The organism is Vibrio owensii CAIM 1854 = LMG 25443, from assembly GCF_000817815.1.
Classification (GTDB): Bacteria; Pseudomonadota; Gammaproteobacteria; order Enterobacterales; family Vibrionaceae; genus Vibrio; species Vibrio owensii.
This window is the reverse complement of record NZ_JPRD01000117.1, coordinates 1-240: the sequence shown is the minus strand read 5'-3', so window position 1 is coordinate 240 and position 240 is coordinate 1. Positions and strand designations below refer to the sequence as shown.

The window sequence follows — 240 nt, the reverse complement described above, 5'->3', positions numbered from 1 at the left end:
CTGCACGACCCACCATTCTTCTCCACGAAGAATTAAAACTTATGTGGGCGATTAGCTCAGTTGGGAGAGCACCTGCCTTACAAGCAGGGGGTCACTGGTTCGAGCCCGGTATCGCCCACCATTCTCTAAGTATTTTTGGATAGGAATTCCAAACCACTTCAGTAAAACGTACGTGGTTAGAATCTTCGACTCTGAAAGTCTTTAGAAAATGACTTCTTAGGAAGTGATTAGCTCTTTAAC

Annotated in this window: 1 tRNA gene; it reads left to right on the top strand. The window is 44.6% G+C overall.

The features are described from left to right. The first annotated feature begins 45 nt into the window (after positions 1-45). Positions 46-121, top strand: a tRNA-Val gene (locus H735_RS29565). The last annotated feature ends 119 nt before the right edge of the window (positions 122-240 follow it).